At 72.9% G+C, this 25,234-nt stretch carries 24 protein-coding genes; 15 read left to right on the top strand and 9 right to left on the bottom strand.

The genetic code is table 11. The features are described 5' to 3' along the window. Window positions 1–94: 94 nt before the first annotated feature. Entirely contained in the window at window positions 95–1,603 is a 1,509-nt protein-coding gene (xylB, locus tag JOD51_RS15295) for a xylulokinase (RefSeq protein ID WP_259558595.1), read from the bottom strand. After that, complete coding sequence (gene xylA, locus JOD51_RS15290) at window positions 1,596–2,789, bottom strand: xylose isomerase (RefSeq protein ID WP_204609992.1); 1,194 nt, start codon at window positions 2,787–2,789, stop codon at window positions 1,596–1,598. The genes xylB and xylA overlap by 8 nt, the downstream gene beginning before the upstream one ends. Window positions 2,790–3,038: 249 nt before the next feature. Between xylA and JOD51_RS15285 the strand changes: the two genes are divergently transcribed. From JOD51_RS15285 to JOD51_RS15265, 4 genes are all read left to right on the top strand, one after another. Beyond that, entirely contained in the window at window positions 3,039–5,210 is a 2,172-nt protein-coding gene (locus tag JOD51_RS15285; protein WP_204609990.1) for a phosphocholine-specific phospholipase C, read from the top strand. A 74-nt stretch (window positions 5,211–5,284) separates the two neighbouring features. Next, complete coding sequence (locus JOD51_RS15280) at window positions 5,285–7,024, top strand: GrpB family protein (RefSeq protein WP_307839496.1); 1,740 nt, start codon at window positions 5,285–5,287, stop codon at window positions 7,022–7,024. Window positions 7,025–7,151: 127 nt separating this feature from the next. Then, window positions 7,152–8,402, top strand: coding sequence for a Gfo/Idh/MocA family protein (locus JOD51_RS15270; protein ID WP_204609988.1), 1,251 nt, complete (start codon window positions 7,152–7,154; stop codon window positions 8,400–8,402). 64 nt (window positions 8,403–8,466) lie between these two features. Beyond that, window positions 8,467–9,504, top strand: coding sequence for a LacI family DNA-binding transcriptional regulator (locus JOD51_RS15265; protein ID WP_204609986.1), 1,038 nt, complete (start codon window positions 8,467–8,469; stop codon window positions 9,502–9,504). An 87-nt stretch (window positions 9,505–9,591) separates the two neighbouring features. Here the strand turns inward: JOD51_RS15265 and aqpZ are convergent, their stop codons facing one another. The 4 genes from aqpZ to JOD51_RS15245 form a co-directional block, all read right to left on the bottom strand. Continuing rightward, window positions 9,592–10,383 (bottom strand): aquaporin Z, encoded by a 792-nt coding sequence (aqpZ, locus tag JOD51_RS15260; RefSeq protein ID WP_204609984.1) that lies wholly within the window; start codon window positions 10,381–10,383, stop codon window positions 9,592–9,594. 71 nt (window positions 10,384–10,454) lie between these two features. Further along, window positions 10,455–10,655, bottom strand: a complete 201-nt coding sequence (locus JOD51_RS15255) for a hypothetical protein (RefSeq protein WP_204609982.1) — start codon at window positions 10,653–10,655, stop codon at window positions 10,455–10,457. A gap of 121 nt (window positions 10,656–10,776) precedes the next feature. After that, window positions 10,777–11,223, bottom strand: a complete 447-nt coding sequence (locus JOD51_RS15250; RefSeq protein WP_204609980.1) for an Asp23/Gls24 family envelope stress response protein — start codon at window positions 11,221–11,223, stop codon at window positions 10,777–10,779. A gap of 222 nt (window positions 11,224–11,445) precedes the next feature. Further along, the gene (locus JOD51_RS15245) at window positions 11,446–11,697 is read right to left on the bottom strand and encodes a hypothetical protein (RefSeq protein WP_204609979.1); all 252 of its coding nucleotides are present in this window, start codon (window positions 11,695–11,697) and stop codon (window positions 11,446–11,448) included. A gap of 173 nt (window positions 11,698–11,870) precedes the next feature. Here JOD51_RS15245 and JOD51_RS15240 point away from each other — a divergent pair, with 173 nt between their 5' ends. The 7 genes from JOD51_RS15240 to JOD51_RS15210 all read left to right on the top strand — a co-directional run bounded on the left by JOD51_RS15240 (window position 11,871) and on the right by JOD51_RS15210 (window position 17,543). After that, a complete protein-coding gene (locus JOD51_RS15240) occupies window positions 11,871–12,428 on the top strand; it encodes an RNA polymerase sigma factor (RefSeq protein WP_204609977.1) in 558 nt (185 codons plus the stop codon). Further along, window positions 12,425–13,051 (top strand): Asp23/Gls24 family envelope stress response protein, encoded by a 627-nt coding sequence (locus JOD51_RS15235; protein ID WP_204609975.1) that lies wholly within the window; start codon window positions 12,425–12,427, stop codon window positions 13,049–13,051. The genes JOD51_RS15240 and JOD51_RS15235 overlap by 4 nt, the downstream gene beginning before the upstream one ends. Then, entirely contained in the window at window positions 13,048–13,419 is a 372-nt protein-coding gene (locus tag JOD51_RS15230; RefSeq protein WP_204609973.1) for a hypothetical protein, read from the top strand. The genes JOD51_RS15235 and JOD51_RS15230 overlap by 4 nt, the downstream gene beginning before the upstream one ends. Before the next feature lie 97 nt (window positions 13,420–13,516). Next, window positions 13,517–14,365, top strand: coding sequence for a class I SAM-dependent methyltransferase (locus JOD51_RS15225; protein ID WP_204609971.1), 849 nt, complete (start codon window positions 13,517–13,519; stop codon window positions 14,363–14,365). Between the two features lie 129 nt (window positions 14,366–14,494). After that, window positions 14,495–15,688: a Gfo/Idh/MocA family protein gene (locus JOD51_RS15220; protein WP_204609969.1), complete on the top strand. Its 1,194-nt coding sequence runs from the start codon at window positions 14,495–14,497 to the stop codon at window positions 15,686–15,688. Between the two features lie 35 nt (window positions 15,689–15,723). Then, window positions 15,724–16,416 carry a ThuA domain-containing protein gene (locus JOD51_RS15215; protein ID WP_204609967.1) on the top strand — a complete coding sequence of 231 codons (693 nt, stop codon included), beginning with the start codon at window positions 15,724–15,726 and terminating at the stop codon, window positions 16,414–16,416. Between the two features lie 71 nt (window positions 16,417–16,487). Continuing rightward, complete coding sequence (locus JOD51_RS15210) at window positions 16,488–17,543, top strand: Gfo/Idh/MocA family protein (RefSeq protein ID WP_239540627.1); 1,056 nt, start codon at window positions 16,488–16,490, stop codon at window positions 17,541–17,543. A 402-nt stretch (window positions 17,544–17,945) separates the two neighbouring features. Here the strand turns inward: JOD51_RS15210 and JOD51_RS15205 are convergent, their stop codons facing one another. Then, on the bottom strand, window positions 17,946–19,277 hold the full coding sequence (locus JOD51_RS15205; protein WP_204609957.1) for a cation:dicarboxylate symporter family transporter: 1,332 nt from the start codon (window positions 19,275–19,277) through the stop codon (window positions 17,946–17,948). Between the two features lie 142 nt (window positions 19,278–19,419). Here JOD51_RS15205 and JOD51_RS15200 point away from each other — a divergent pair, with 142 nt between their 5' ends. Beyond that, on the top strand, window positions 19,420–19,938 hold the full coding sequence (locus JOD51_RS15200) for a tetratricopeptide repeat protein (protein ID WP_204609955.1): 519 nt from the start codon (window positions 19,420–19,422) through the stop codon (window positions 19,936–19,938). Between the two features lie 71 nt (window positions 19,939–20,009). On the opposite strand, the gene JOD51_RS15195 is transcribed toward JOD51_RS15200, so the two are convergent. Further along, window positions 20,010–21,278, bottom strand: a complete 1,269-nt coding sequence (locus JOD51_RS15195) for an MFS transporter (RefSeq protein ID WP_204609953.1) — start codon at window positions 21,276–21,278, stop codon at window positions 20,010–20,012. A gap of 247 nt (window positions 21,279–21,525) precedes the next feature. Here JOD51_RS15195 and JOD51_RS15190 point away from each other — a divergent pair, with 247 nt between their 5' ends. Then, complete coding sequence (locus JOD51_RS15190; protein WP_204609951.1) at window positions 21,526–22,713, top strand: ROK family protein; 1,188 nt, start codon at window positions 21,526–21,528, stop codon at window positions 22,711–22,713. A 359-nt stretch (window positions 22,714–23,072) separates the two neighbouring features. Here JOD51_RS15190 and JOD51_RS15185 read toward each other — a convergent pair whose 3' ends face one another. Further along, window positions 23,073–23,840 (bottom strand): glycosyltransferase family 2 protein, encoded by a 768-nt coding sequence (locus JOD51_RS15185; RefSeq protein WP_239539894.1) that lies wholly within the window; start codon window positions 23,838–23,840, stop codon window positions 23,073–23,075. Between the two features lie 99 nt (window positions 23,841–23,939). Between JOD51_RS15185 and JOD51_RS15180 the strand changes: the two genes are divergently transcribed. Beyond that, on the top strand, window positions 23,940–24,614 hold the full coding sequence (locus JOD51_RS15180) for an HAD family hydrolase (RefSeq protein ID WP_204609949.1): 675 nt from the start codon (window positions 23,940–23,942) through the stop codon (window positions 24,612–24,614). Between the two features lie 82 nt (window positions 24,615–24,696). Then, window positions 24,697–25,179 (top strand): GNAT family N-acetyltransferase, encoded by a 483-nt coding sequence (locus JOD51_RS15175; protein WP_259558610.1) that lies wholly within the window; start codon window positions 24,697–24,699, stop codon window positions 25,177–25,179. Window positions 25,180–25,234: the final 55 nt, after the last annotated feature.

The following is a 25,234-nucleotide window of genomic DNA, read 5'->3' as shown; positions in this document are numbered from 1 at the left end:
CAGAACGCAACGTCGGCGGCGAACCGCAACGCGATCGCGTTGCGGTTCGCCGCCGACGTTGCGTCTTGCGGTCAGCCGACGGTGCGTCGTGCGGTCAGCCGACGGCGGCGCGGTAGCGCTCGAGCACCTCGGGGTGCGGGTCCGCCGGGATCGACGTCGTCGGGATCGACCAGCCGGGGAGCTCCCCGGTGACGACCCACGCCGCCTGCCGCGCAGCACCCGCGGCGACGTACTCGCCGGGTTCGGGCACCAGGACCTCGCGGCCGAAGACCTGCGCCGCGACGACACGGACGGCCTCGTTCTGCGCGGCCCCACCGATGAGCAGCAGTCGCTCCACGGTGACGCCGGTGCGCTCGACCGCGGCCAGGCCGTCGGCGAGGGCGCAGAGCATGCCCTCCACCGCGGCACGGGCCAGGTGCGCCCGGTCCGTCGTGCCGGGCGTCATGCCGAGCAGCGACGCGGTGGCGTCCGGCCGGTTCGGGGTGCGCTCGCCGACGAAGTACGGCACCAGGACGAGGCCGTCGGCGCCGGCCGGGGCCTGCAGCGCCAGTCGACCGAGCTCGGCGTGGTCGACGCCGAGCAGGCCGCCGATCACCTCGAGCACCCGCGCGGCGTTCAGCGTGGTGACGATCGGCAGTCGGGAGCCCGTGGCGTCCGCGAACCCGGCGACGGTGCCGGACGGGTCCTCGATCGCGGTGTCGGTCACGCCGAACACGGTGCCGCTCGTGCCGAGGGACACCGCGACGTCGCCAGCGGCCAGGCCGAGGCCGAGCGCGGCACCGGCGTTGTCCCCGGCGCCCGCTGCGACGACGAGCCCACGGGAGGCCCGTGCACCGCCCGGCAGGTCGACGTCCTGCTCGAGGGTCCCCATCGCCTCGGCCGGCTCCACCACGCGCGGCACGACGACGGCGTCCCCGTCTTCGGCGGTCCCGGCGACCCGGAGCGGGCGGCCGAGCGCGAGCGCGAACAGCTCCGGGTCGTACTCGCGGCGGGCCGGGTCCCAGTAGGCGGTGCCGCTGGCGTCGGAACCGTCGGTCGCGAGCGCGTCCAGGTCCGGGCCGAGCGGGCTCTCGTCCGCCGGGCCGTAGCCGCGGAGGCGCCAGGACAGCCAGTCGTGCGGCAGCGCGACGGCGGCCACGCGGGCCGCGTGCGAGGGCTCGGCGTCGCGGAGCCAGCGCAGCTTCGTGGCGGTGAACGAGGCCACCGGGACCAGACCCGTGCGGGCGACCCATGCCTCCCGGCCGAGTTCCTCGACCATCTCGGCAGCGGCGGCCGCACTGCGGACGTCGTTCCAGAGCAGTGCCGGGCGGATCACGCGACCGTCGGCGTCGAGCACGACCATGCCGTGCTGCTGCCCGCCGATGCCGATCGCGGCGACGTCGTCCAGGCCGCCGGCGTCGGCGACCGCGGTGCCGAGGGCGTCCCACCAGGCGGCGGGGTCGACCTCGGTGCCGTCGGGGTGCGTGGCACGGCCGGAGCGGACGACCTGGCCGGTCGAGGCGCGGCGGACGACGACCTTGCAGGACTGCGTGGACGAGTCGACCCCGGCGACGAGGAGGTCCTCGCCGCCGGGGTCGGTCGCGCTGGAGGCGATCTCAGCCACGAGCGCCCATCAGGTGCTCGACGGCGAGCTGCTGCAGCCGGACGAAGCCGAAGCCCTTGCCGCCGAAGTAGGCGTCGGTGTCGAAGTCCTCGTACGCCGAGGTGTCGGCGAGGAACGCGTCGTAGCTCTCGCCCGGGTTCAGCGTCGGCTTGGCGAGCTCGGAGACCTTGGCGGCCTCGAGCGCTGCCTGGACCTCGGGGTCGGCGCGGAAGGCCTGCGCGCGCTCCTTGAGGAGCAGGTACATGCGCATGTTCGCGGCGGCCGAGTCCCAGACGCCCGTGATGTCCTCGGTGCGGCTCGGCTTGTAGTCGAAGTGCCGGGGGCCGTCGTAGGCGCGGCCACCCTGCGGTGCGCCGTGCTCGAGCAGGTCGACGAGCGAGAACGCGTTCTGCAGGTCACCGTGACCGAAGACGAGGTCCTGGTCGTACTTGATGCCGCGCTGACCGTTGAGGTCGATGTGGAAGAGCTTGCCCGAGTACAGCGCCTGGGCGATGCCGGCGGTGAAGTTCAGGCCCGCCATCTGCTCGTGGCCGACCTCGGGGTTCACGCCGAAGAGCTCGGGGCGCTCGAGGGTGTCGATGAACGCGATGGCGTGGCCGAGTGTCGGCAGCAGGATGTCGCCGCGGGGCTCGTTCGGCTTGGGCTCGATGGCGAACTTGATGCCGTAGCCCTTGTCGGTGACGTACTGGGCGAGGAGGTTGACGGCCTCGCGGTAGCGCTCGAGCGCGGCCTGGACGTCCTTGGCGGCGTCGTACTCGGCGCCTTCGCGGCCACCCCACATGACGAAGGTCTCGGCGCCGAGCTCGGCGGCGAGGTCGACGTTGCGGAGCACCTTGCGGAGGGCGAAGCGGCGGACGTCGCGGTCGTTCGAGGTGAAGCCGCCGTCCTTGAAGACCGGGGCGGAGAAGAGGTTCGTGGTCACCATCGGGACGACGACGCCGGTCGACTCGAGCGCGCCCTTGAGGCGGTCGATCTGGGTCTGCCGCTCGGCGTCGGTCGAGCCGAACGCGAACAGGTCGTCGTCGTGGAAGGTGAGGCCGTAGGCGCCGAGCTCGTCGAGCTTCTCGACCGCCTCGACCACGTCGAGCTGGGGGCGCGTCGGGCCGCCGAAGGGGTCCGAGCCGTTGTAACCGATGGTCCAGAGACCGAAGGAGAACTTGTCGTCGCGGGTGGGCTGCACTGCCATGAGGGTCTGCCGATCGTCGTCGAGCGGATTTGTTGTCAGCCAGAACATATCCCGTGCGAGGGGCGTCCGCAACCCCCGATCGCCCCTCCGACACTGTGAGGACGGTCATCGGATGGCCACCCGCTGTTCGACCCGACGCCGCGAACCGGACGAGCGCGCGGGGCGCTCCGTTCACCCCGCGCGCCGAAGCTCCTGCCGGAACCGCGTCCACGACGCCGGGACCGCATCCGCCACGACGAAGGAGCCCCGATGAGCCGGCCGAAGCCCGAGCAGCACGCACCCGACGTCACCCTGGGCGCGGCACCGCCGCTCGCTCCCGGCGCCACGCACCCCGCCGCCGTCCGACACGGCGTCAGCCGCCGGACGGTGCTGCTCGGCGGTGCGGCCGCGATCGCCGCGGGCGTCGCCGCCGGGTCACTGACGGGAGGCCCGTCCTCCGCCACCGCGCAGGCTGCGACTCCGCGACACGGTCGGCACGGATCGATCAAGGACGTGCAGCACGTCGTCGTGCTCATGCAGGAGAACCGGTCCTTCGACCACTACTACGGCACCTTCCCCGGCGTCCGCGGCTTCGGCGACAAGCAGGCCGTCGAACTGCCCGGCGGGACCGACGTCTTCGCCCAGCCCGACCCCACCCGCACCGACGGGGGCGTCCTGCTGCCGTTCCCGCTCGACTCCGCGAACCACGACGCCCAGAACGCCGGCGGACTCGACCACTCGTGGGGTGGCGGGCACACCGCGTGGAACGGCGGTGCGTGGAACCGCTGGGTCACCGCGAAGAGCGGGCAGACGATGGGCTACTTCACCGGCGAGGACCTGCCGTTCCACCACGCGCTGGCCTCGGCGTTCACCGTCGCCGACCACTACCACTGCTCGCTCATCGGACCGACGACCCCGAACCGGCTGTTCCAGTGGTCCGGCACGATCAACCCGCAGGGCGGACTCGGCGGCCCGGCGACCGACAACCCCGACGACTACCTGCCCGTGTACCACTGGACGACCTACCCGGAGCGGCTGCAGCAGGCCGGGGTGACGTGGAAGACCTACGCGAACGCCGAGGTCGGCGACGACGGCTCCCACCCCTACGTCGGCGACTACGGCGACAACCCGCTCTGGCTGTTCCAGCAGTACCACGACGCCCTCGCCTCGAAGGACCCCGCGGTGCACGACCTGGCCGACCGCGGTGGGCTGCACGACGGGTGGCTGCCGGACTCGGGCAAGGGGCTCGACGTGCAGCACCTGCTCAGCGACTTCGGCCGTGACGCCGCCGCGAACACGCTGCCCGCCGTCTCGTTCGTCGTCGCGCCCTACGGCTGGAGCGAACACCCCGCCGCGAGCCCCGACTACGGCGCCCACTACACGAACGCGGTCATCCAGGCGCTGATGAGCAACCCGGACACCTGGGCCAGCACCGTCCTGCTCATCAACTACGACGAGAACGACGGCTACTTCGACCACGTGCTGCCGCCGCTCGCCGAACCCGGGACCCCCGACGAGTACGTCGCCGGACTGCCCGTCGGCTACGGCACCCGCGTGCCGCTGACCGTCGTCTCGCCGTGGTCCCGCGGCGGATGGGTCGACTCGCAGGTGTTCGACCACACGTCGGTGATCCGCTTCCTCGAGACCTGGACCGGCGTCCACGAGCCGAACATCTCCGCCTGGCGCCGGACCATCTCGGGCGACCTGACCTCGTGCTTCGACTTCGCGAACCCGGACTTCTCGATCCCCACCCCGGCCGAGGTCCCGCCGCTCAGCGAGACGCAGAAGCTCGTCGCCGCGGCCGACGCCGACCGTGGCAAGCCGAAGGTCACCGAGCCGGCCGTCGGTGCCCAGCGTCGGCCGACGCAGGAGCCCGGCACCTCGACGCGGCACCGGTCGCTGCCCTACCGGCAGTCCGCGGACGTCGCCGTCGACCGGACCCGCGGCCTCGTGACGCTGACGATGCGCAACGACGGACGGCAGGGTGTCTCGCACCAGGTCTTCCCGAACACCGGGCTGCCGTTCGTGTCCAGCCCGCACACCGTCGCCGCCCGCTCGACCGCCACCTACGAGTGGGACACCGCAGCGCACGACGGTGCCTACGACTTCAGCGTCTACGGTCCGGACCGCTTCCTCCGCCGGTTCGCCGGGAAGGTCGTCGCCGGTTCCGACCGGGACCTGGCACTGCCGGAGGTCACGGCGACGCCGCGCACCGGTCGCGACGCCGGACTGCTCCTGCGACTCGGCAACGGCGGGCGGAAGCCGGTGCGGTTCACCCTCACCGCGAACGACTTCGTCGAGCACCACGAGACCGTCGTGCTCGCCGGACGGCACTCGGACGCGGTGCGGTGGCCGCTCGACGCGTGGGGCTACTACGACGTCGTGGTGACGGCCGACGACGGTACCGGGTTCCGGTACCGGTTCGCTGGCCGAGTGGAGTGACCCGGCACCGGCACTCGTCCACAGATCCGCTGCGCAGCCGCCGGCAGCCCGACCCGCCCTGGGATACTCGGCACATGTCCACCGACCCCGCGGAACAGTCCGGCTCCCGCCCCACGCTCGAGGCCCTCGCGCGCCGGGCATCGGTGTCCCCGGCCACCGTGTCGAAGGTCCTGAACGGTCGGCCCGGCGTCTCCGGGCCGACCCGGGAGCGCGTGGAACGCCTGCTCGCCGGCTCCGGCTACGCCCAGCGGGACACCCCGCCCGGCCCCGGCTCGCTCGTCGAACTCGTCGTCGAGGACCTGGCCAGCGAGTGGTCGATCGAGATCGTCCGCGGGGTCGAGTCCGTCGCCCGCGAGCACGGGTACGCCCTGTCCCTCTCCGCCCTCGGCCCGGACCACGCCGTCGGCGAGGACTGGATCACCGGCGTCCTGCACCGCCGACCCGCGGCGATCGTGCTGCAGTTCTCCGCCCTCACCGCGGGCCGTCGCGACCAGCTCCGCGCCCGCGGCATCCCGTTCACGGTCGTCGACCCGGTCGGCGACCCGCCCGCCGACGTCCCCGTCGTGGGTGCGACCAACACCGCCGGGGGCGCGGCCGCGACCGAGCACCTGCTGGACCTCGGCCACACCCGCATCGCGGCGATCGCCGGGCCGCTCGACATGGCCTGCGCGGTCGACCGGTTGGCCGGGCACCGTGCGGCGCTCGCCGCAGCCGGACTGGAGGCCCGCCCCGCCGCCGCCACGCCCGTCCCGGCCGCCATGTCCGACCCGGCCGCCATGTCCGTCCCGTCCGGCGCGCCCGCCCCGTCCGGCACGCCCGATCCGTCCGTCGTCGTCGCCCGGTTCAGCCGGGAGGACGGCGAACGCGCGGCTCGCGAACTGCTGGCGCTCCACCCCCGGCCGACGGCGATCGTCACCGGCAACGACCTGCAGGCCCTCGGCGTGCTCGACGCCGCGCGGTCGTTCGGGCTGCGGGTGCCGGAGGACCTGTCCGTCGTCGGGTTCGACGACGTCGCTCCGGCACGGTGGGCGCGGCCCGCGCTGACGACGATCCGGCAGCCCCTGCAGGAGATGGCGGAGCGGGCGACCCGGATGGCGCTGCGCCAGCACGCCGGTGCCGGCGTCGACGAGCCCGCGGGTGGCGCGCCGGACGAGCCGGTCCGGGTCGAGCTCGCCACGACGCTCGTGGTCCGCGATTCGACGGCCGCACCCGGTGTCGGGGCGGGGGACGAGCCTCCCGTCCGTGATCACGTGCTGGCCGACGAGCCCCGTGACGTGACCACCGTCGAGATCGTGGGCGGACCCGAGGCACTGCGTGTCGGACTGCACGAGCACGACCCGGCCTGGGCGGTGACGTTCGCGGAGCACCGGGAGCGGATCCTCCGCGCGGTCGGACCGCTCGACGTGCGGGTCGAGCACATCGGGTCGACCTCGGTGCCGGGGCTCGCCGCCAAGCCGATCGTCGACCTGGTCGTCGTCGTGCCGGACATCACCGACGAGTCCGCGTACCTCGACCCGCTGCTGGGTTCCGGCTACGAGCTGCGGGTGCGGGAGCCCGGCCACCGGCTGGTGCGGACGCCGACGCGGGACGTCCACGTGCACGTCTACGAGCGAGGCGCGACCGCGGTCGAGGACTACCTGCTGCTGCGCGACCGGCTGCGGAACGACCCGGACGACCGGGCACTGTACGAGGCGACGAAGCGGGCCCTGCTCAGCGGGACGTGGGACGACATGAACGACTACGCGGACGCGAAGACCGACGTGATCCGCGCGGTGATGGACCGGGCGCGGGCAGCGGTGACGTTACCCGGGTAACACCGTGCGACCGCTGGTTCGTAAACCAGAACACACCACGGGTTGACACGAGTAAACCCGTACCGCCACACTGGCCGGACGCTCCGCCGGACCCGGCGGTGTGCAACGACGCACAGGAGGACAGCACATGACGTTCACCCTCGGCATGGTCGGTGCCGGCCAGTTCTCGTCCCACTTCGCCGCACTGTTCCAGCTGCACCCCGGCATCTCGGCCGTGTACGCCACCGACGTCATCGAGGGCCGCGCGCAGCGACTGGTCGACGACCTCGGCCTCGCCGGCACGTACGCCGACCTCGACGCGATGCTCGACGACCCCGCGATCGACGCCGTCGCCGTCTTCACCCAGCGCTGGACGCACGGGCCGATCGTCGCCCGGGCGCTGCAGGCCGGCAAGCACGTGTACTCCGCGGTGCCGATGGCCGTGACGCAGCAGGAGATCGCCGAGGTCATCGACCTGGTCACCGCGACCGGGCTGACCTACATGATGGGTGAGACCAGCCAGTACAACCCGGCGACGGTCTTCGCGCGGCAGAAGGTCGAGCAGGGTGCGTTCGGCCGGGTGTTCTACGCCGAGGGCGACTACCTGCACGACATGGACCTCGGGTTCTACGACGCGTACAGGTTCAGCGGCGGCGACGACTGGAAGGCCACTGCCAGCTACCCGCCGATGTGGTACCCGACGCACGCGATCGGGGGCGTCCTGGGTGCCATGCCCCGGCACGCGACGAGCGTCAGCTGCATCGGTGTCCGCGACGACCGCGACGACGGGGTGTTCGACAAGCAGGTCAGCATGTTCGACAACGACTTCTCGAACATGACCGCCCTGTTCGAGCTCGACGGCGGCGGGTCCATGCGCATCAACGAGTTCCGTCGCGTCGGCTACCCGTCCCCGATCCGCGAGAGCCGGTTCCGCTGGTTCGGCACCGAGGGCAGCTTCGAACAGCTCGCGGAGACCTCGGTCTGGCAGGACAAGGACGGGGTGCAGGACGTTTCCGACCTGCTCGCCTCGGAGCCCGCGATCGGCCTGGACGACCCGCTGCTGGCGGACATCGCGCCGTCCCTCCGCGAAGCCTTCAGCTCCGGGCACGCGGAGGTCCACCAGGCGGAGGCCGAGCGCCTGCCGTCCGAGTTCGACGTCGCCCCGGACGGCCACGAGGGCAGTCACCGGTTCCTGGTCGACGACTTCGTCCGCGCGGTCGCCGGCGGCACGCTGCCCACCGTCAACGCCTGGGTCGCGGCGCGGTACACGCTGCCCGGACTGATCGCGTTCCAGTCCGCCCTGCAGGACGGCGCACGGCTGCCGATCCCCGACTTCGGGGACGCCCCGGTGCCGGTCGGGTCGCCGCTGCCGGTCCGGAGCGCATCGTCCGGAGCGTGACCGGTCGGGCGGCGCGACCGCGTGCGCGCCGCCCTAGGCTGGCCTCCGTGCGGAGCAGCAGGGCATGACGGGCGGGACGCCGACGCCGCGGAAGGCGACCCGACGGGACGTCGCCCGGCTCGCCGGGGTGAGCGACGCGGTCGTCAGCTACACCCTGAACGGCACGGCGCCGGTCGCCGCCACGACGGCGGAACGGGTCCTGGCCGCCGTCGAACAGCTCGGCTACCGGCCGAACCAGGCCGCACGCGCCCTGCGCTCCGGCTCGGCCGACACGCTCGCCTTCCTCGTGCCGAGCAGCAGCGACCCCGTCTTCACCAACCCGTTCTTCGGTGAGTACGCCAGCACCCTGGAGGCTGCTGCCCGCGACCGCGGGTACGCCCTGTACACGACGGCCACGTCCTTCCACCCCGACGAGGTGCTCGCCCGGTTCCGCGAGTTCGCCGCGCGCCAGATCGACGGCGTGCTCGTGCTGGCAGGGGACACCCCGCTCGACAGCACGGCCCTCGACCGTGTCGGCCTGCCGTGGATCGCCCTCAACGTCGCCACCCGCGAGCGCGGGGTCGCGAGCCTCGGCACCGACCTCCGCGCGGGGGCGGTCGCGACGACGACGCACCTGCTCGAGCACGGCCACGGATCCGTCGGGTTCGTCGGTCAGGACGACCCGAGCGAGCCGCGGTACATCGGGTGGCTGCAGGCCTGCGCCGCCGCCGGGGTGCCGGCCGGGCCGTTCGTCGCGGCCGAGGTCACCCGCCCGGGCGGTCGGGATGCCGGGCACCGGATCGTCGACGACCGGGCAGCGGACCCCGGTCGTGCGCCGCGGGCGTTCTTCGTCGCGTCCGACCGGACCGCGGTGGGCGTGCTGCGGGCCTTCCACGAGCGCGGCATCCGGGTGCCGGAGGACATCGCGATCGCGTCCTTCGACGGCTCCTCGGAAGCGGAGTACGCCTGGCCGGGCCTGACCACCTTCCGGCAGCCGGTCGACGAGATGGCGCGGAGCGCGGTCACGCGGCTGCTGGCGACCGATCGCGACCACGCGCACGAACTGTTCCCCGGCGAGCTCGTCCTCCGACGCTCGTGCGGGTGTCCCGACGCAGGTCGCTGACGACGGGAGGCGGCCCACCGGACCGGCGACCGCCTCCCGTCATCCGCATGCGGACCGAGCCGTCAGTGCCGGTCGCGGACCGAGCCGTCAGTGCCGGTCGCGCCGACGCACGAGGCGGACGACGATGCCGGCGACGACACCACCGACGATCGGCGCGACGATGAACGCCCACAGCTGCCCGAGCGGCACCGCCCCGCCGTAGACCGCGGTCGCGATCGACCGCGCCGGGTTCACCGAGGTGTTGCTGATCGGGATGCTCACCAGGTGGATCAGGGTGAGCGTCAGGCCGATGCCGGTCGGGGCGAGCGCCTGGTACTCCTGCTTCGCCGTCACCGACAGGATGACGGCGACGAAGACACCGGTGAGCACGGCCTCGGCGAGCAGCACGGACCCGAGCCCGAAGCCGCCCGGGCTCGAGGCGCCGAAGCCGTTCGACGCGAAGCCGGAGTCGACCGCCGCGGCGAACGCCCCCTGCTTGCCGGACAGCACGGCCGCGATCACGCTCGTCGCCGCGAGTCCACCCAGCACCTGGGACACCAGGTACCCGGGGACGTGCCGGCCGTCGGTGCGTCCGGCCGCGAGCAGTCCGAGCGTCACCGCGGGGTTGAAGTGCCCGCCGGAGATGTGGCCGACGGCGGCGATGCCCGCCATGACCGAGAGTCCGAACGCCAGCGCGACGCCGAGGAACCCGACGCCGGTCTGGTTGTCCGTCGTGCTCGGGAACCCGGCGGTAAACAGTGCCGTGCCGACACCGCCCAGGACGAGCAGGAAGGTGCCGAAGAACTCGGCCAGGTACCGGGCAGTGGGTGACCAGGCGGCAGCGTCTTCTCGACGCTGCTCGGAGGTCGACGTGCTGACGGGTTCACGATCGCGGGCCACTGGTGTTCCTCTCGCTGGTCTCTCGGTGCGGTGTGGTGCGGGGCTGTGCTTTTTTTTTTGGGGGGGGGCGGTCAGCGGCGGTTGCGGGCGGCCTTGACGAGCTTCTCGCCGAGCTTCTTGCGTCCCTTGCGGGCGCGGGGGTCGTTCCAGATCCGGCGGGCGGTCTCGCGCTTCGACTTCTTCCCGTTCTGCACGACCGGTCGGTTGGACCGGGAGCCCAGGAAGAAGCCGATGAGGGTGATCACACCGGTGACGATGAGGCGGTTGCGCATGGGGGTACTCCTTGTCGGTGGTGCTCCGAGCACGGCCGGTCGGCCGGTCCCGCGTCACCCGGTCGGTCGACCGCGGTGAGGGTCGGGGCGGCACCGTCGTGGTGCCGCCCCGCGTGCGCGGCTACTCGACCCGCGATTCCTTCTTCTCGTCGTTGTCGTCGTCGTCACCCGGGATGTAGACGTCCTGGATGGTGACGTTGACCTCGGCGACCTCCATGCCGACGATCTGCTCGAGCGCGCGGGAGACCGACGAGCGGACGCCCTCGGCGACCTGCTGCAGCTTCACCGGGTACTCGGCGACGATCGTGATGTCGGCGGCGACCTGCTTCTCGCCGACCTCGACCTTGACGCCCTGACCGAGGTCGCGCTGGCCGATGGCGTCGCGGATCGCGCCGATGGCACGGGCGGCACCGCCGCCGAGGCCGTGCACGCCGTTGACCTCGCGGGCGGCGATGCCGGCGACCTTCGAGACGACGGTGTCGTCGATGACGGTCTTGCCCGAGGCGGCGTGGGTGCCCGTGTTCTTCGCGCTGGTGGCGAGGGTGTCGGGGGTGGTGGTGTCGGCCATTGCTGTCTCCTTCCGAATGGCCCGCCGGGCGTTCCCAGCGGGTGCTGTTCACGGATGAGACGGGCTGGAGAGGACGTTCGTCACGGCGCCGTCACGACTTCCAGCAGCGTTCCAGGAAGTGCGTCAACCGGCTGGCCCCTTGTCCCCCGACGGCCCGATCGGGCGGCCCGGGCGTTCGGGAACCGTCTCCCGCTGTTCGCCGTCCGGCACCACGCGTCGGGGTCAGAGAGCGCTGAGGTCGCGGCCGTCCAGGGCGTCGTTCCAGGTGGTCCGACCCTGCTGCTCCTCGGCGACGTGGAGCCCGGCGTGCCCCTGCTGCAACCCGCAGTGCCAGCGGTCGAAGCGGCTCGGGCAGCGGTCGTCGTCCGGTGTCGGGCCTCCGCGGGATGGGTCGCGGGGCGCGGCGTCGGGTGCTTCGTCGGGCGCTTCGTGGGGCGTCTCGAGCCGGAGAACGGCGGTCGATCGGTCGTGCATCGTCTGCTTCCTGTCGTGCGGTCCTCCAGTGAGACGAGTCGACGGGCCGTTCCGTCACGAACCGGCTGCGCGCGGGCGCTTCCGGGGATGACGGTGCATGCTCGGATGCGGCCGTCGACCCGGACGGCCGCCGTCCGTGGAGCGCGGACGGTCCTGGACCACGGAAGGTGCGGATGACCGACGACGACCCGCTCGGCCGCGCCGAGGACTCGACGCTCGTCGTGCGTGCCGCCGACGGCGACGTGCCGTCCTTCGCGGTCCTCGCCCGCCGTCACGGTCCGCTGATGCGCGTCTACGCCGAGCAGATGCTCGGGTCGAACGTCGAGTCCGACGACGTCGTGCAGGAGTCGTTCCTCACCGGGTGGCGCCGCCTGTCGGACCTCGACACCCCCGCCCACTTCCGGCCGTGGATGATGCAGATCGTCACCCGCAAGGCCATCGACCGCCTGCGTCGACGCCGGCACCACGACGACATCGACGGGTACGAACGGCCGGCCGACCCGGCACAGAGCCCGGAGCGTATCGTCGAGGCGCGGCTGCAGCTCGACGCGATGTGGGCTGCGCTGGACCGGCTCCCTGCCGACCAGCGTCGCTGCTGGCTGTTGCGGGAGACGGCCGGGTACAGCTACCAGGAGATCAGCGAGGCGCTGGAGCTGCCGGTCTCGACGGTCCGAGGGCTCCTCGCTCGGGCACGGCAGTTCCTGCTCCGGGAGATGGAGGCGTGGCGATGAGCGACGACGACCAGACCCTGCCCGCGGACGCCCTGCCCGCCGACGGTCTGCCCGATGCCGACCTCGACGGCCACACCTTCGACGAGCTCGCGGAGTACCTGGACCGCGGCCGCACCCCGCGTGACCCCGACATCGAGTCCTCGGCCGCCTGCCGCCTCGCCCTGTCGAACATGCAGCGCCTCCGCGAACTGTCGGTCGGCGCCATGCAGCGCCGGGCCGACACGGACCCCGACCCCGCCCGCGAGGACGCCTGGATCGACGGCCTCCTCGCCACCATCCGGGCCGAGATCACCTCCGGCCGCGACGTCCCGGTCAGCCACCCGGACCCCCGGCTCCGGCTCACGCTCACCGAGGCCGCGGTCCGCAACCTGGTCCGTCGCGCCGGCGACACCACCGGCGGGATCGTGATGGGACGCTGCACCCTGACCGGCGACGTCTCGACGCCGGGGACACCGATCACGGTCGACCTGACCGCGGCGATCGCGTACGGGCAGGTCGCCGACGAGACCGCCGAGCGCCTCCGTCGACGGGTGGCCGACGTCCTCACCCGGCACACCGAACTCGTCATCGAGCAGATCGACGTCACCTTCGACGACGTCTACGTCCCCCAGGAGCACCCGTGACCGACGACCAGGAGCTGTCCCGCCGCTTGACCGACGTCGCCCGCGCGACGGACGGCGTCGGCCACGTGTTCCCCGCGCAGTCCCTCGTGCAGGTCGCGGCGGACGTCGTCGCGGCGCAGCTCGAGATCCGCGACCCGGGGACGATGGTGGACGTGCACCGCGGCGACGGGGCCGTCCGGATCACGGCCGAGGTCGCGGTCGACGGGGCCCGGCCGGCGACCGAGACGGTGCGCGCGGTCGGCGAACGCATCCGCTCCGTCGTGGACGCCGAGCCCGGCCCGCGCCCGGACACCATCACGGTGGTCGTCCGGCTCGTCGAGGACACCGTCGGGATCACCGCCGCGGACGTCGCGGCCGACCTGGTCTGACGGCGGCCGCGACCGCCGGACCGGCCGCGACGGCTGGACCGGCCACGACCGCTGGCCGGGTCGCGGCGGGGACGTACGGCTCGCTAGGGTCGGGCGCATGAGCATGGACCACGTCGACGTCGACTGGGAGCACGCCCGCGACACGAACCGCGCCAACTGGGACGACCGCGTGCCCATCCACGAGGGCGCCTACGGGCTCGACGCCTACGCCGACCCGGCGCACCGTTCCGACGTCGTCCGGCAGGACCTCCCGGTGCTCACCCCGTGGCTGCCGGGCGGTTCGCTCGCCGGACTCGACCTGTGCCACCTGCAGTGCCACATCGGCACCGACACCGTCTCGCTCGCCCGCGAGGGCGCCCGCGTCACCGGCGTCGACTTCTCCCACCCGGCGCTGGTGTCCGCCGCCGCCCTGGCCGAGCGCTCCGCCGTCGACGTCACCTGGGTGGAGGCCGACGTCCTCGACGCCCGGGCCGCGGTCACCGGGGACTTCGACGTCGTCTACACGAGCATCGGCACGATCTGCTGGCTGGCGGACCTCGACCGGTGGGCCGCACAGGTCGCCGGACTGCTCCGACCCGGCGGCGTCTTCTTCATCCGCGACGGCCACCCGGCCCTGTTCGCGCTCGACGAGGCCGCCGACGAGCTCGTCACCCGCCACCGGTACTTCCCGGACGGCACCGCCCAGCAGTGGGACGACGCCAGCACCTACGCGGGCGACGGCACAGTGGCCAGGACCCGGACCTACGAGTGGCCGCACCCGCTGTCCGAGATCGTCAACGCCCTGCTCGGGGCCGGCCTGCGCCTCCGCCGACTCGACGAGGGCCGCACGCTGCCGTGGCGGTTCAGCCCACGGATGGAGCAGGCGGCGGGCGGCGACTGGGTGTGGCCCGCCGCGGACCGCGACCGGATCCCGACCACCTTCACCATCGTCGCCACCCGCGACTGAGCGGCCGGCCCGGCCACGCGCGGGCGCGACCGGTCCCACGAAAGTTTTCCGATCCTCCCGTCCGGCTTGTCCCGGCCACCCGAGCGTCCGTAGCGTCGTCGTCGGACGCACGATGCGAGGGAGCATGCGATGACGGAGGACCGGTTGCGGGTCGCGATGGTGGGACACGGCTTCATGGGGGCCGCGCACTCGCAGGCCTGGCGGGTCGCCCCGCGCTTCTTCCCGCTCGACCGCGAGCCCGAGATGACCGTCGTCGTCGGCCGCGACCCGGAACGCACCGAGGCCGCCCGCGCCCGCTTCGGCTGGCAGCGCGCCGAGACCGACTGGCGCCGTGTCGTCGAGGACCCGGACATCGACGTCGTCGACGTCTGCTCGCCCGGCTCCTCGCACGTCGAGGTCGCGATCGCAGCGCTGGCGGCCGGCAAGCACGTCCTCTGCGAGAAGCCGCTCGCCAACACCGTCGCCGAGGCGGAGGCCATGGTCGCCGCCGCCGAATCGGCCGCCGCGCGCGGGATCCGCTCGATGGTCGGCTTCAGCTACCGGCGCGTCCCCGCCCTGGCGTTCGCCCGCCAGCTCGTCCAGGCCGGCCGCATCGGCGAGGTCCGCCACGCCCGCGCCCTGTACCTGCAGGACTGGCTCACCGACGCCGACGGCCCGATGACCTGGCGGCTGGACGCAGCGCTCGCCGGGTCCGGCTCGCTCGGCGACATCGGCGCGCACGCCGTGGACCTCGTCGAACACATCACCGGCGCGACGCTCGGCACGGTCAGCGGCACGCTCGAGACGTTCGTGCACGAGCGCCCGCTGCTCGCCGACGGTGTCGGCCTGTCCGGCACCGCCTCCGACCAGCGCGGGCAGGTCACCGTCGACGACGCCGCCTGGTTCACGGGTCGACTGACGGGAGGCGCGGCCCGGCCGGGCGGGACCGTCGCCACGTTCGAGGCCACCCGGTACGCGACCGGGCGGAAGAACGGCCTGACGATCGAGATCAGCGGGTCCACCGGGGCGATCGCCTTCGACCTCGAGGCCCTGAACGAACTCCGCGTGTACGACACGGACGCACCCGCGGGGGAGCAGGGGTTCCGCCGGGTCCTCGTCACCGAGCCGGAGCACCCGTACATGGCGAACTGGTGGCCGACCGGACACCCGATCGGCTACGAGCACACCTTCGTCCACGAGGTCGTCGACTTCGTCACGGCGATCACCACCGGGCAGCAGCCCGAGCCGTCCTTCGCCGTCGGGCTGCACGTGCAGGACGTCCTGGACGCCGTGCAGCGGAGCGCCGCCGCCGGCAGCGCTTGGACCCCGATCCCCACCCGATGACCTCACCCGTCCGCTCGACCACAGGAGCAGCACCGATGCAACGCCAGGCACTCGTCGTCCGCGGCGGTTGGGACGGGCACATGCCCGTCGAGACCACCGAGCTCTTCATCCCCTTCCTCCGCGAGAACGGGTTCGACGTCCGCGTCGAGGAGGGCACCGCCGTCTACGCCGACCCGGCCGTGATGGACACGATCGACCTCATCGTGCAGGTCAACACCATGTCGACCATCGCGAAGGAGGAGTTCGACGGCCTGCAGCGCGCGGTCCTCGCCGGCACCGGGATGGCCGGCTGGCACGGCGGCATCGCGGACTCGTACCGGGACAACGCCGACTACCTGCACATGATCGGCGGCCAGTTCGCCCACCACGCGGGCAAGCACCCGGACGAGCGGGTGGGCGAGCAGTCGGACAACTACATCCCGTACACCGTGCACGTCACCGACCTCGGCCGCGAACACCCGATCATGCAGGGCATCGACGACTTCGACCTGGTCAGCGAGCAGTACTGGGTGCTCAGCGACGAGTACGACGACGTCCTCGCCACCACCACCCAGGAGGCCCGTGCCTGGGACGCGTGGAACCGTCCCGTGACCGCGCCCGCGATCTGGACACGGCAGTGGGGCGAGGGGCGCATCTTCGTCTCGGCACCCGGGCACCGGATCGAGATCGTCGAGTCGCAGCCGGTCCGCACCATCATCGAGCGCGGCCTGCTGTGGGCAGCCCGATGAGCGCCGGGGTCGAGAGCGGCGCCGGTGCTCGTGCCGCCGCTCCTCGGGCCGCCGCTCCGCTGCGGGTCGGGATGGTCGGGGTCGGGAACATCAGCAGGCAGTACCTCGAGCAGTTCCCGTCGCTGCCGGACCTGCGCCTCACCGCGGTCGCCGACCTCGACACCGCCCGGGCAGCAGCCGTCGCCGGCGAACAGGGCGTCCAGGCGCTCGGTGTCGACGAGCTGCTGGCGTCCCCGGACGTCGACGTCGTCCTCAACCTGACGATCCCCGCCGCCCACGCCGACGTCGCGCGCCGGGCGCTCGCCGCGGGCAAGCACGTCTACGGCGAGAAGCCGCTCGCGCTGAGCACCGCCGAGGCCGCCCCGGTCCTGGCCGCCGCCGACGCCGCGGGCCTCCGGGTCGGCAGCGCCCCGGACACCGTGCTCGGCACCGGGATCCAGACCGCACGGGCCGCGATCGACGCCGGCCGCATCGGCACCCCGGTCGCCGCCGCGGTGTCCTGGAGTGCTCCGGGCCACGAGCTCTGGCACCCGGCACCCGGCTTCTACTACCAGCCGGGCGGCGGCCCGCTGCTCGACATGGGCCCGTACTACCTGACGAGCCTCGTCACGTTCTTCGGCTCCGTGGTGCGGGTCAGCGGCAGCACGACCCGCTCGACCCGACAGCGCACGGTCGCCACCGGGCCGAACGCCGGGCAGGTGCTGCCGGTCGACGTGGACACCCACGTCGTCGCGGTGCTGGAGCACGAGGACGGCGTCGTCTCCACGGTCACGCTGTCCTTCGAGGTCTGGGCGACCGAGTCCCCGCTGTTCGAGGTGCACGGCACCGCCGGGTCCCTGTCGGTCGCCGACCCGAACCGCTTCTCGGACCCGAGCCGCATCGCCACCGCCGAGGACCGGACGTTCCAGGAGCTCCCCGTCCTCGCCGGCCACCGTGACGCCGGCCGCGGGGTGGGCCTGGCCGACATGGCACGGGCGATCGCCTCGGGGGAGCCGCACCGGGCCTCCGGCGAGCTGGCGTTCCACGTGCTCGACGTCATGGAGTCGATCGCGACCGCGGGGCGGGAGCGCGCCGTCGTCGAGGTGGCGAGTCGCGCCTCCCGGCCGGCGCCGGTCCCGCTGGGGTAGCCGGCGCGCGTCCTCGTGCGCGCTGCCGGCGGAGAGCACCGGCAGGGTCAGCGAACGAGTCGGCGGAACGTGGCGACCGCCGCTCGCCACCGATCACCCGTGCTCGTCGGCCCGCCGGATGCGGAGCAGGCCCTGCCTCCGTCGACCCGCGGGATGATCACGTACCGTCCGGCGGCGTCCCGGCTCAGCTGACGGTCCGTTCCCTCCAGCTTCTTCCCACCTTCGCAGCGAGCCCGTGTGCGAGCCGTTTGGTCTCGTCGCTGTACTCGGTCATGGTCGTGCGTCCTCCCGTGGTGTCGGTACCGATTCGCCGGACGCGCCGATGTCGGTGATCACGTTGACGATCTCCACTGTGGGATCGCTCGTGCGGTGCAGAAGCTGGCGACGATCGCGGCGCGCGGGTCAGGAGAGGGACGTCGTCGCCTTCGGGAGGAGCGTCTCCTCCGGCGATGCCTGCTGCGGGCGGAGCACGGTGTCGACACGCTCACGGTCGAGCGCGCCCTGCCACCGGGCCACGACGAGTGCGGCGACGCAGTTGCCGAGCAGGTTCACGCTCACGCGCATCGAGTCCATGATCCGGTCCGCGCCGAGCAGCAGCGCGACGCCCGCGACGGGGAAGAGGCCGAGGCTCGTCGCGGTGGCCGACAGCGCCAGGAAGGACGACCCCGGGACGCCCGCCATGCCCTTCGAGGTCAGCAGGAGCACCCCGAGTGCGGCCACCTGCTGCTCGAGGGTGAGCGGTACCCCGAACGCCTGGGTCAGGAAGAGCAGCGCGATCGACAGGTAGATCGCCGCCCCGTCGAGGTTGAACGAGTAGCCGGTCGGGACGACGAGGCCGGCGACGCTGCGGGAGACGCCGACGTCGGTGAGGCGCGTGATCATCCGCGGCAGCACGGCCTCGGTCGATGCGGTCCCCAGCGCGAGTCCGAACTCGGCACGGGTGTGCCAGACGAACCGCCAGACGGGGACGCCGGACAGGAGCTGCCCGACGACGAGGAGCACCACGATGAACACCGCCGCCGCGGCGTAGCACGCCATGATCAGCAGCCCGTACGAGCTGAGCGTCGCGATGCCGTACTGCCCGACCACGGACGCCATCGCCCCGAAGGCTCCCAGCGGCGACAGGCGCATCACCCATCCCAGGATCCGGTAGACCACCTCGAGACAGAGGTCGAGTCCGCGGACCAGCGGGCGGGTCCGCTCCGGCCCGATCGCCGCGATGGCCGCGCCGACGAACACCGCGAAGACGAGCACCTGCAGGATGTCGTTCGTCGCGAACGCGTCCACGACGCTGGACGGGATGAGGTCGAGGATGAACGTGCCGGCGTCCGGGATCTTCCCACCGGCCGTCTTCGCCGTGACCGCCGACGCGTCCAACGAGGACGGGTCGATCCGGAGGCCCGCGCCCGGGCGGACCAGGTTGCCGACCAGCAGGCCGAACACGAGCGCGCACGTCGACGCGATGACGAAGTACGTCATCGCCTTACCGGCGATGCGGCCCACGGATCGCAGGTCCCCGACGTGCACGATGCCGGTGACGACGACGATGAAGACCAGCGGTGCGATCACCATCTCGATCAGCCGGATGAAGCCCTGACCGACGATGCCCAGCGCCGTGGCCGCCGACGGGACGAACGCCCCGACGAGGATGCCGAGGACCACCCCGATCGCGATCTGCACGAAGAGCGAGCGGTACCAGCGAGCGGGGGCGCGTTCCGGTTTCGTGAGGTCCATGCCTCCACCCCAGCGCGGTCCCGTTTCGCCCGCGTTACGTCCGTGTTCCCACTGCGGGAACGGCACCGGCGGCGGAACGGCTCCTGGGTACTGTGTCGTCGTGGCCGCCGGAGCCACCCGATCCCACCGGGAGGACCCGACCGTGACGAACGCACTCGAGGCGCAGCTGGACAGCATCTTCGCCGCTCGGGACCGGGAGGACATGGGCCCGACCATCGAGGCACTGCTCCCGATCCACGACGCGCACCCCGAGGACCCGCGTGTGCTCTACGAACTCGGCGGCGCGTACGACACCGCAGGCGACGAGGCGACGGCCCTGGGGTTCTACGAACAGGCCATGGAGCAGGGACTGGCGGGGGACGTCCGCCGTCGCTGCTTCCTCCAGTGGGGCAGCACGCTCCGCAACCTCGGCCAGCTCGACGAATCGCGGCAGGTGTTCGCGCGGGGGCGCACGGAGTTCCCGGACTCCGTCGCGCTCGGAGCGTTCGAAGCCCTCACCCTCCACGCCGCTGGGCAGGTGGGCACCGCGCTCGGGAGCCTGCTCGAACTCCTGGCGGACCACGTCGGCACGCCCGAGCTCGAGCGGTACGACGCAGCGCTGCGCGGCAACGCCCGGTACCTCCGCTCGCTCGACGCCGACGGTGCAGGCCCGAGCCGGTAGGCCCGCAGCCGCCGCGTGGGGTGGCGCCTCGCCCGCCTCTGGTGCACCCGCGCGCCGTCCCGACCGGTGCCTCAGGCAGCGACGACCCGCGGCGGACGAGTCCGAGCGAGCGCCACGAGGAGGCAGCCGTAGGCGGCCAGCACCGGCGCGAGGACCCACACGCCGGCCGGTGTGGCGGTGAAGACCACGAAGAACGTCAGGTACACGACGAGGTTGATCGCGAGCGTCACCTGGGAGGCCCAGGTCCACATGGCCTTCGTGGTGTCGGCGCCACGGCCCTCGAACGACGCATTGAGCCACGCGCGAGCGGTGCCCGACAGCCAACTCCCCCCGAACCCGAGGAACCCGAAGGACAGGATCGCGATCGGGGCGGTGGCTGGCGTCGGCGTCGCGCCCGAGGCGATGACGACGAGCAGGGCGAACCCGACTGCCAGTGCCGACCCGGACAGCGTCGTCCCCCGCCGTTCCGCCGTGCGTCCGGTCCGTGCGCGACCAGCGGTCCGCAGGTTGTGCACCAGCACCAGGAGCCCCCCGACCCCGTAGGCCGCGAGCATCCACCCGAAGGCCGTCTCGTCGAGGTGCACCACGCTGAAGACGAGGGGCGTCTCGACGATGTTCAGGACAGCGCCGCCGATGAGCAGGAGCATCCAGAGCCTCGTGAACGGGTGACGCCACGAGCGCAGGTCCGCGCCCTCGACCCGGACGAGCGCGGCGAAGCCCGGTAGTCGGAACCAGGAGCCGTTCGGACGCAGCTCGGTGCTGTGCTCGCGGTGTCGTCCCTCCGTGTCTGGTGGCGCAGCCGAGAGCCGCGGGTGCAGGAGGACCGCACCACCGACGCACAGGAACAGTGCCGCGTTGACGAGCAGCAGCCAGGTCGGTCCGACGACGGGCAGGAGCGAGCCGCCCAGTGCCGGAGCGACCGCGAGCGTGACCGCCGACGTCGCGCTGACGGAGCGGAGGACCGCGGATCTCTCGGCAGGCTCGACCGAGGCGCTCACCAGGGTGAGGAGCAGTGGGTTCGCGACCGCCCGGACGATCATGCTCGTCCCCGCGTAGGCGTAGACGACCCACAGGTGCGACACGAAGAACGCTGCCGGAACGGTCATCGCCGCGAGGACGACCTGGCACGCGACCCAGGCCGAGCGCACGCGCGTCGTCGGGACCGCCCGGGCGATCTGGCCCGAGACCAGTAGCGCGGGCACGGTCTGCACCAGGAACAGCCCCGCGCTCGCCGACGATCCCGCCTGTGTCTGGACGTAGACGATCAGCGCCAGGTAGGTCAGCCAGTTGCCGACGCCGTAGGTGAGCGAGATCAGGGGGAAGACGATCCTGAGCGGCATCCGGGCTCCTCGATGCTGACGAGTCGTCGAGGTCGACGTCGTTCGACCGTAGAACGACTCGTCGACCCGCCACCATGAACAGACGGCAAGGTGGCCGGCTCCGGCAGGCGGGCGTGCGTGCGCGCGCCGAGCCTCGGCCCTGCGGACACTCTGCGCCTCCCGGAGGCCGCAAGATGTCCGCCAGGCCGAGGCTCGGCCCCGGCGGCGCCCGCCGCACTACGCTGGCGGGACGACGAACGGAGCGGACATGTCGGAGGCGAGTACGGCCTCCCGTCCGGTGCGCACCACGGACGTCGTCCGCCGCCGCAACCTCGCCCGGGTCCTGCGCCTGGCGCACGAGCGCGGACCCATGCCCCGCTCGGCGCTGACGCGTGAGACCGGCCTGAACCGCTCGACGGTCGCCGCCCTGGTCGGCGAGCTCGTCGACCTCGGCCTCGTCGTCGAGGGGGACGCACCGCCCGCCACCGGCGTCGGTCGGCCGAGCGCGACGGTGTCGGCCTCCGCCGAGGTCGTCGCCCTCGGGATCGTGCCCGAGATCGACGCCGTGACCCTGGCGGTCATCGGTCTCGACGGCACCGAACACGAACGCCGGACGGTCCGCACGTCCTCGGTCTCGACGCCCGACGAGGCCCTCGCGATAGCCACCGACCTCGTCGCCTCGGCCGCCGCACGGCAGCGGGACGCGGGCCGTCGGGTGGTCGGCACCGCCGTGTCCGTCCCCGGGATCGTCCGCGTCGGCGACGGCGTCGTCCGGTACGCCCCGCACCTGGCCTGGCGGGACGAGGCCTTCGCCGCACCCCTCGCCGAGCGCACCGGGCTGCCGGTCCGCGCCGCGAACGACGCCAACCTCGGTGTCACGGCGGAGTTCCTCTACGGCGCCGGCCGCGGGGCGACCGACGTCGTCTACGTCAACGGCGGCGCGAGCGGCATCGGCGGCGGCATCATCACCGGCGGCCGACCCCTCGCCGGAGCCGCCGGGTACGCCGGCGAGCTCGGTCACACCTTCGTCGCCGCGAACGGCATCCGCTGCCACTGCGGAGCGGTCGGGTGCCTCGAGACCGAGGCGTCGCAGGCTGCACTGCTCGACGCCGCCGGCCTCGGCATCGACGAGGCCGACCGACTCGGGGACGTCCTCGCAGCCGGTCCCGCGCCGGTCCTCGCGGCGGTCGTCGAGCGGCAGGTCACCGCGCTCGCCGTCGCGATCCGCAACGTCGTGCACACCGTCAACCCGGACGTCGTCGTCCTGGGTGGGTTCCTCGGCACGCTCCTCCGGCACGTCGGGACTCGTCTCGAGGACGCCGTCCGCGCGCAGACGATGACGGCGATGGGCGAGGACCTGCGGATCGTGCCCGCGGAACTCGTCGGCAGCGTGCTGTTCCGCGGTGCGGCCGAGCTGGCGTTCGCGTCCCTGCTGGCCGACCCCGCAGCGGGCTGAGCGCGGCGACGGCACCGGCGACGGGCGCGGGACGCGTCGTGCTTGACGTGTCGTGCTTGACGTTTCGGGCGGGAGGCTCGACACCCGACCGCGGGGCAGCCTCCGGGCCGGCAGGTGGCCGAGGTGGGATCGCGGACGCCCGCCGCCGTTCGGGTCAGGGGCGGGCGTCCGCGGCCTGCGCGTGCCTCCGGGAGTGGCAGGCGCGGGTTGTCGCTCCACGAGGTCAGGGTCCCTCGGGTGCCTTCCGGCAGGGCGACTGAGGCGACGCTACGCCGTCCGTCCGGACTGTGCACGGCCTGCGCCGAACGGATCATCCCGTCGGTCGGTGGTCCCGCCTGCCGCTCGTCGGTCGGAACCGGTCAGCGACCGCGCCACCACGCGTGCGCCTGGTCGCGGTTCCGCCAGTCCGTGCGCAGCCGTCGGGCCCACCGCCGCGGCGGCGAGCCCCGCCGGCCGTTCACCCGGAACGTGTGGAACGCACGCCGGGCACGCCGGACGGCGGACGGGAGGCTCGCGAACGGCCGCGCGGACACCCGCACCGTGAGCGCGGGGTCGGCGAGCACCCGCCACTCGGGGTCGAACTGCATGCTGAGGTCGATGTCGTCGTGCACCTCGGGGTCGTCGCGGTGCACCCGGTCGCGGACGGCGAGCCACGTCGACCGGCGGAGGGCCATCGCGGACCCGAACAGCGGCGGCCGGGAGAGCGCTCCGCGCATGAGCACGAAGTACGGCCGCATGTAGAGGACCGGCCAGACGACCCGGACGAGTCCGCCGGCGTCGGACGGCCGACCGGGCCCGGTGACGGCGACGACCGACGGGTCCTCGAGCAGCGCGAGCGCGGTGGCGATCCAGTCCGGCGGCGGGACGGAGTCCGCGTCGAGCCGGACGATCACGTCGCCGTGCGCGGTGTCGTAGCCACGGGACGCGGCCCGGGCGATCCCGCGCACCGGTTCGCTCCGGACGACGGCACCGGCAGCCCGGGCCACGGCCGCGCTGTCGTCGGCGCTGCCGTTGTCGACGACGACCACCTCGTCGGCGGGCCGGGTCTGCGCCTCCAGGGCGGCGAGACAGCGCCGGAGGTGCGCGGCGTCGTCCAGCACGGGGACGACGACGGACACGGACGGCATGTCCCGAGCCAACCGGAGCGTCGCTGTGAGGGGTGGCCGTTTCGTCCCGACGAGGCGGGCCTGAGGCACCGGCCGCCACCCACGGAGCAGGGTGGAGGCATGTCCGACACCTCCACCACCGCCGTCCTGTTCGACATCGACGGCACCCTGGCCGACTCGAACTACGCCCACATCGACGCCTGGTGGCGGGCGTTCCGCGCGGCGGGGGAGTCCGTCGACGCCTGGCGCATCCACCGGGCGATCGGCATGGACTCGGCGAAGCTGCTGGAGTCGCTGCTGCCGGACGCCTCCGACGAGGTCCGCGACACCGCGAAGCAGTTCCACACCGCCTTCTACTCCGAGCACATGCCGCAGCTGCGCCTGCTGCCCGGCGCCCGGGACCTGCTCGAGGCCGTCGCCGGCCGCGGGCACGCCGTGGTCCTGGCGACCAGTGCCCCGCAGAACGAACTCGACCGGCTGCTCGAACTCCTGGACGCCGAGCAGTGGATCACCGCCGTCACGAGCAGCGAGGACGTCGAGCAGGCGAAGCCGGACCCCGGGATCATCGAGGTCGCCCTGCGGAAGGCCGGCGTCGACGCGGAGCACGCCGTGATGGTCGGCGACGCGATGTGGGACGTCGAGTCGGCGAAGCGGGTCGGTGTGCCGTGCATCGGCGTGATGACCGGCGGGATCGGCGGCGACGAACTGCGCGGTGCGGGTGCTGCCGCCGTGTACGACGACGCGGCGGCGCTGCTCGAGGATCTCGACGCCAGCCCGATCGGTGCGCTCGGCTGAGCCCACCGCTCCGACGCGGGGTCGGCCGTGGTGCGCACCGCGGTACGCCGGCTGTCGTCCGTCCGTGTCAGGATTGACGACCGTGATCACCATCGAGCGCGTGCCCTGGGAAGACCCGCGCGGAGTCGCACTCCGCGCGACCATGGACGAGGAGATGCACGAGCGCTACGGCGACGGGAACCCCGGTGAGGCCCCCGAGATCGCCGCGGAGCGCAGCCGCGTGCTGTCCGTCGACCCGACCACCGTGGTGACCTCCCTGCTCGCCGTCGACGAGGACGGCACGGTCCTCGGCCACATCGCCGTCCGTCGGCTCGGGGACGAGATCGAGCTGAAGCGCCTCATCGTCCTGGCCGCCGCGAGGGGCAAGGGCGCCGCGACCGCGCTCCTCGACGAGTGCGCCCGGGTCGGCCGCGAGCAGGGCGCCAGTCGCCTGATCCTGCAGACCGGTGACAAGCAGCCCGAGGCCGTGGCACTGTACGAGAAGACCGGGTGGGACCGCATCGACGTGTACGAGCCGTACGCCGAGACCATGCCGTGGTCGTACTGCTTCGCGAAGGCGATCTGACCCAGACATCGCTGGGAGTTCACCAACGGTGAATTGCACTCTCGCAGAAGGAGTG

The organism is Curtobacterium herbarum (genome assembly GCF_016907335.1).
Taxonomy (GTDB): Bacteria; Actinomycetota; Actinomycetes; order Actinomycetales; family Microbacteriaceae; genus Curtobacterium; species Curtobacterium herbarum.
The sequence above is the reverse complement of the archived record's forward strand: the minus strand, read 5'-3'. Positions and strand labels throughout refer to the sequence as shown.